General features: G+C 68.3%; 3 protein-coding genes and 1 pseudogene. All 4 read right to left on the bottom strand.

Features of this window, described 5'->3' with window-relative positions; genetic code table 11:
- Positions 1-257 precede the first annotated feature (257 nt).
- Complete coding sequence (glgB, locus tag V6M46_RS04720) at positions 258-2,123, bottom strand: 1,4-alpha-glucan branching protein GlgB (protein WP_442880447.1); 1,866 nt, start codon at positions 2,121-2,123, stop codon at positions 258-260.
- Between the two features lie 117 nt (positions 2,124-2,240).
- Complete coding sequence (locus V6M46_RS04715) at positions 2,241-3,632, bottom strand: maltokinase N-terminal cap-like domain-containing protein (RefSeq protein WP_332662622.1); 1,392 nt, start codon at positions 3,630-3,632, stop codon at positions 2,241-2,243.
- A gap of 88 nt (positions 3,633-3,720) precedes the next feature.
- Positions 3,721-5,550 (bottom strand): maltose alpha-D-glucosyltransferase, encoded by a 1,830-nt coding sequence (gene treS, locus V6M46_RS04710; RefSeq protein WP_442880446.1) that lies wholly within the window; start codon positions 5,548-5,550, stop codon positions 3,721-3,723.
- Positions 5,551-5,557: 7 nt separating this feature from the next.
- Positions 5,558-6,272, bottom strand: a pseudogene (locus V6M46_RS04705) (alpha-1,4-glucan--maltose-1-phosphate maltosyltransferase); the annotation flags it as partial.

Here is a 6,272-nt window from a genome sequence, read left to right as displayed (position 1 = left end):
GAGCGCCGACGCTCGGACGGCTGATTGGACTCTGAGTCGGTCATGACTCCCTTTCATCTACACCGCTGATGGCACGTCGTGCTCAGTATGCCCCATGCGTACCGTCTGTCACTTTGGTTCAGGTGACCCGGGCGAACCGCGCCGGACACGCCGAATCGCGGCTCGATGGAGTCACTTTCTGAATCAACGATCGTGCCCTCCGGAAAGTCATGTCTCGAACCGTTCTCCTCTCACCACCGGCGGGCGGTCCGGGCGCATCAGGCGGGGGCGAGCCAGACGACGCCGGCGGGTGGGAGCTGGACCAACGCCGAGGCCGGCTGACCGTGCCACGGCTCCGCCTCGGCCTCGACCGCGCCGAGGTTGCCGACTCCCGAGCCGCCGTAGATCTCGCTGTCGGTGTTGATGACCTCGTGCCAGGTGCCGACGGACGGCAGCCCGACGCGGTAGTCGTGGTGCGGCCCTCCGGAGAAGTTGGCAACACACGCGAGCGTCGAGCCGTCCGAGCCGATCCTCAGGAAGGAGATGACGTTGCCGGCCACGTCGCTGGCATCGATCCACTGGAAGCCCTCGGGCCGGCTGTCGGCGGAGTAGAGCGCCGGAGCCGAGCGGTAGTACGTGTTGAGGTCGCTGACCAGGTGCAGGATTCCGGAGTGCAGCGGCTCGTCGAGCTCGTGCCACTCGAGCGAGCGCGCCTCGGCCCACTCGCCTTCCTGGCCGAACTCGCCGCCCATGAACAGCATCTGCTTGCCCGGATGCGCCCACATGAACGCCAGCAGCGCGCGTACGCCGGCCGCCTTGTTCCAGTCGTCGCCCGGCATGCGCTGCCACAGCGACCCCTTGCCGTGGACGACCTCGTCGTGCGACAGCGGCAGGATGAAGTTCTCCGTCCATGCGTAGTCGATCGAGAACGTCATCTCGCCGTGGTGGTAGGACCGGTGCACCGGTTCGTGGCTCAGGTAGTCGAGCGTGTCGTGCATCCACCCCATGTTCCACTTGAAGCCGAAGCCGAGACCCCCGCTGTCGGTGGGGCTGCTGACGCCGGGCCAGGCCGTCGACTCCTCCGCGATCATGACGACGCCGGGGTGGTGCTTGTAGACCGTCGCGTTGAGCTCCTGGAGGAGCTGGACCGCCTCGAGGTTCTCTCGCCCGCCGTGCTCGTTGGCGACCCACTCCCCGTCCTTGCGGGAGTAGTCGAGGTAGAGCATCGACGCCACGGCATCGACCCGCAGCCCGTCGAGGTGGAACTCCTCGAGCCAGAACAGCGCATTGGCAACGAGGAAGTTGCGGACCTCCGGACGCCCGAAGTCGAAGACGTACGTGCCCCAGTCGGGCTGCTCACCGCGTCGCGGGTCGGGGTGCTCATAGAGCGGAGTGCCGTCGAAGCGCGCGAGCGCCCACTCGTCGCGGGGGAAGTGCGCCGGGACCCAGTCGACGATGACACCGAAGCCGCGCTGGTGCAGCTCGTCGACGAACCAGCGGAAGTCATCCGGCGAGCCGAACCGCGACGTCGGCGCGTAGTAGGAGGTGACCTGGTAGCCCCATGACCCACCGAAGGGATGCTCCGCGATCGGCATGAGCTCGACGTGCGTGAAGCCGGTCTCGGTGAGGTAGTCGGCCAGCTCGTCGGCGAGCTCGCGGTAGCCGAGTCCCGGCCGCCAGGAGCCCAGGTGCACCTCGTAGATGCTCATCGGCGCATCGGTCCAGGTCGTGGCGTCGCGCGTGGCAACCCAGGCGTCGTCGGTCCAGGTGTGCTGGGGCGTCGTGACGACCGACGCCGTCGCGGGCGGCACCTCTGCGCGGAACGCCATGGGGTCGGCCTTCTCGTGCCACTGACCGTCAGGCCCGAGGATGCGGAACTTGTAGTGCGTGCCGATGCCGATGCCGGGGACGAACAGGTCCCACACCCCCGCGTCGCCGAGCGAGCGCATCGGGTGGCTGCCGCTGTCCCAGAAGTTGAAGTCGCCGGCGACCTGCACGGCCTGCGCGCTGGGTGCCCAGACCGCGAACGACGTGCCCTCGACAGGCCCGTCGGGGCCGTCGTACGTACGCACGTGCGCTCCGAGCACCTCCCAGAGCCGTTCGTGCCGGCCCTCGCTGATGAGGTGCAGGTCGAGCTCGCCCACCGCAGCGGGCCAGGAGTGTGTCTGCGAGTCGTTCACGGCGTCACCCCCGTCAGAAGACCACGGTACGGAGTCGCCGCCGTGAAGGGTTCATTGCTCGCTCGCTGGCGCTGGCTCATGTCATTCGCCTTCGGTCATGATCCGGTCGATCGACGACAGCGGGACCGTCAGCCAATCGGGCCGGTTCGCGTGCTCGTAGGAGACCTCGTAGACCGCCTTGTCGAGCTCGAGGGCTCGTAGGAGATCGGCGCTGTCTCGAGGGTCGTGCTCGGCGACGTGGGCATAACCGTCGCAGAACGCCGTCCGGTTGCGCCGCGCCCATTGCATGGCACGGGCGGTCCGCTCGGGATCCGCGTCCTGTCCGACCAGCAGCTGCTGAGCCGCGTAGTCGAACGAGCGCAGCATCCCGGCGACGTCCCGCAACGGCGATCGCAGCGCGGATCGCTCGGCGAGGGTCGCGGCCGGCTCGCCCTCGAAGTCGAGCAGCAGCCAGCCGTTGATCGTCCGCAGCACCTGCCCGAGGTGGAGGTCGCCGTGCACGTACTGCATCGACACCGGCTCCCGGATCTCGGCGACCTTGCCGAATGCGGCCCTGAGGGCGGGCCCGTGATCGGCGAGGGACGGGAGCTCGGCGGTCACCCGGTCGAGCCGCTCGGTCATCGCCGCGACGGTGCGCTCCAGCTCGGCCGCATCGGCCACCTCGGTGCCGAGCGCCGTCGCCAGGTCGGCGTGGACCGTGGCGACAGCCTTGCCGAGCCGGTACGCCTCGCCGGCGAAGTCGCCGCCGAGCTCCTCCGGCGGCAGGCCCGCGGGATCGGCCATGAAGTCGCGCACACTGGTCGTCGCCATGACCCAGCCGTCGGCGGCGTCCGGCATGAACCGCTGGAGCATGCCGATCGTCACCTCCTCGCCGTCGAGCTCACCGGAGATCGAGCCGAGCGGGTCGGCGATGTGCGGGCAGTCCACATCGCGAAGGGCGCGGTGCAGCATGAGGTCCTTGTTGAGCCCTGGCGACAGCTTGCGGAACAGCTTGAGGATGTAGTGGTGGCCGTACACCAGCGAGGTGTTGCTCTGCTCGGACGTGATGGGGTGTGCGCGCAGGCCCGGGATCAGCTCGACGTCGGGCTCACGCTCGAAGCGCAGCCCGTCGATGGTCTCCTCCGCGATGATCAGGTCGAGCAGGCACGCCGTGAGGTCGGCGTCGCCGCTGGCCTCGTAGCAGGTCAGGCCGTTCTCGAGCCCGATCGACGCCGATGCCGCGACATCCGGCACCTGGCTCTGGCGGCTGCCGATCAGCAGCTGGTAGGGCTCGCGCCGGTCACCCTGCTCGACCTCGACCACGAGGTGGATCAGCAGCGGATCGCCGTCGAGCAGGGTCGTCCACGACAGCGGACGTACGCGGGTGATCTCGCGGTCCTTGCCGCCGAACCACCGTTGGGTCGGCAGCCAGGTCGGCAGCTCGTTCGCGAGCTGCACGACCAGCTCGTGGCGGTCGATGTCTGTAGAGGTCATGCCGTCACCCTCCTTTCGACTAGCTCAAGGACCGATGGGCACCGACTCGACCACACGCTCATTGAGCCTGTCGAAATGAGAAGTCCACTCATGCCTGGCTCCTCCTCTCGCCCTCGTCGCCGAGCTCGGACAGCTGGAACCAGTAGAAGCCGTGGCCCGGCAGGGTCAGCAGATAGGGCAGCTCGCCGATGCGCGGGAAGCGCACGCTGCCGGTCAGCTCCACCGGCGTGAAGCCCAGGTGATCGGACAGGTCGAGCTCGACCGGCTGCGGGAACCTCGAGAGGTTGTTGACGCACAGCACGACGTCCTGGTCGCCGTCCGGCCGCTCCCAGACCCGCTTGTATGCCAGCACGCTGGGGTTGGAGCCGCCGAGATCGACGAACTCCCCCTCGGCGAACGCGTTGTGCTGCTTGCGGACCTCGATCATCCGCCGGGTCCAGTTGAGCAGCGACATCGCATTGCCCTGCTGCGCCTCGACGTTGATCGCCTCGTAGCCGTAGGTCGGGTCCATGATCGGCGGCAGGTAGATGCGCCCGGGGTCGGACCGCGAGAAGCCGGCGTTGCGATCGGGCGACCACTGCATCGGCGTACGTACGGCATCGCGGTCGCCGAGCCAGATGTTGTCGCCCATGCCGATCTCGTCGCCGTAGTAGAGCACCGGCGATCCGGGCAGGCTGAGCAGCATCGCGGTGAACAGCTCGAGCTGGTTGCGGTCGTTGTCGAGCAGCGGCGCGAGCCGCCGGCGGATGCCGATGTTGGCCTTCATCCGCGGATCGCTGGCGTACTCCTGGTACATGTAGTCGCGCTCGTCGTCGGTCACCATCTCGAGCGTCAGCTCGTCGTGGTTGCGCAGGAAGATGCCCCACTGCGTGCCGGTCGGGATCTCCGGCGTCTGCGCGAGGATCTCCGAGATCGGGAACCGCGACTCCCGGCGTACGGCCATGAAGATGCGCGGCATGAGCGGGAAGTGGAACGCCATGTGGCACTCGTCGCCGCCGACCTTCGGGTCGCCGAAGTACTCGACGACGTCGGACGGCCACTGGTTGGCCTCGGCCAGCAGGATGCGGCCGGGGTACTCCCGGTCGACGGTCTCGCGGCACTTGCGGAGGTATTCGTGCGTACGCGGGAGGTTCTCGCAGTTGGTGCCCTCCTCCTCGAACAGGTAGGGCACGGCGTCGAGCCGGAAGCCGTCGATGCCGAGGTCGAGCCAGAACCGCAGGACGTCGAGCATCGCCTCCTGGACCTCTTCGTTCTCGAAGTTGAGGTCGGGCTGGTGGCTGAAGAAGCGGTGCCAGAAGAACTGCCCGCGCACCGGGTCGTACGTCCAGTTGGACGACTCCGTGTCGACGAAGATGATGCGGGCATCGGCGTAGCGCTGGTCGTCGTCGCTCCACACGTAGTAGTCGCCGTACGGGCCGTCGGGATGGTTGCGCGACTCCTGGAACCACGGGTGCGCGTCGGAGGTGTGGTTGAGGACGAGGTCGGTGATGACGCGGATGTCGCGCTTGTGCGCCTCCTCGAGGAGGTGGACGAAGTCGTCGACGGTGCCGAACTCCGGCAGGACGGCGCGGAAGTCGCTGATGTCGTAGCCGCCGTCGCGCAACGGCGAGGCGTAGAACGGCGGCAGCCACAGGCAGTCGACGCCGAGCCACTGGAGGTAGTCGAGCCTGTCGGCGAGACCTCTGAGGTCGCCGGTGCCGTCGCCGTTGGAGTCCGAGAACGCCCGGACGAGGACCTCGTAGAACACCGCGCGCTTGAACCACTCGGGGTCGCTCGTGGCCTGCTCGGCGTGGCCGAAGTCATCGGCCTGCGGCTCGACGAGCGTGCCATCATCGGCGATCGCCTCGCCGGTGTGCGGCGTGTCTTCGAGTCCGACCAGGCCGGCGTCGGGCGCTGGGTCTTGCGGCATGTGCGTCACCTCTCGGTCAGGCATTCAGGGTGGTGTCGTCGGCGTCCGCGTACGTACGTCTGGTCAGGCTCACGATGTGGGCAACAGCGCGCAGCGGGTCGAGGCGTACGTAGTTGGACTCGCCCCAGTCGTAGGTCTCGCCGGTGACCTCGTCGTGCGCGATCAGCCGGTCGCCCTGGTCGAAGCCCAGCGCCGGCAGGTCGAGCCACATCGTGCCCTCGCGCGCCTCGTGCGGGTCGAGCGAGACGACGACCAGCACGGTGTCACCGGTCGCCGGGTCCTGCTTGGAGTAGACGATCAGCGCGTCGTGGTCGATGTGGTGGAAGTGCAGGGTGCGCATCTGCTGCAGGGCCGGGTGCGCACGGCGGATCTCGTTGAGCCGGGTCAGCCACGGCTGCAGCGACCTGCCCTCGGCGAGCGCGGCGTCGTAGTCGCGGGGGCGCAGCTGGTACTTCTCGGAGTCGAGGTATTCCTCGCTGCCGGGCCGCACCGCCTCGTGCTCGTACAGCTCGAAGCCGGAGTAGACGCCCCACGTCGGCGCGAGCGTCGCGGCGAGGGCGGCGCGGATCGCGAACATGCTCGGGCCGCCGACCTGCAGGTGCTCGGGGAGGATGTCCGGCGTGTTGACGAACAGGTTGGGCCGGCCGAGGTCCCAGTGGTCGCGATGGTCCTCGCCGAACTCGGTGAGCTCCTGCTTCGTGGTGCGCCAGGTGAAGTAGGTGTAGCTCTGC

It is taken from the genome of Aeromicrobium sp. (assembly GCF_036676885.1).
GTDB lineage: Bacteria > Actinomycetota > Actinomycetes > Propionibacteriales > Nocardioidaceae > Aeromicrobium.
The sequence above is the reverse complement of the archived record's forward strand: the minus strand, read 5'-3'. Positions and strand labels throughout refer to the sequence as shown.

Bases quoted from the DNA above. Each gene is read 5' to 3' on its own strand.
- V6M46_RS04715 (WP_332662622.1), bottom strand. From the start codon at position 3,632: ATGACCTCTACAGACATCGACCGCCACGAGCTGGTCGTGCAGCTCGCG.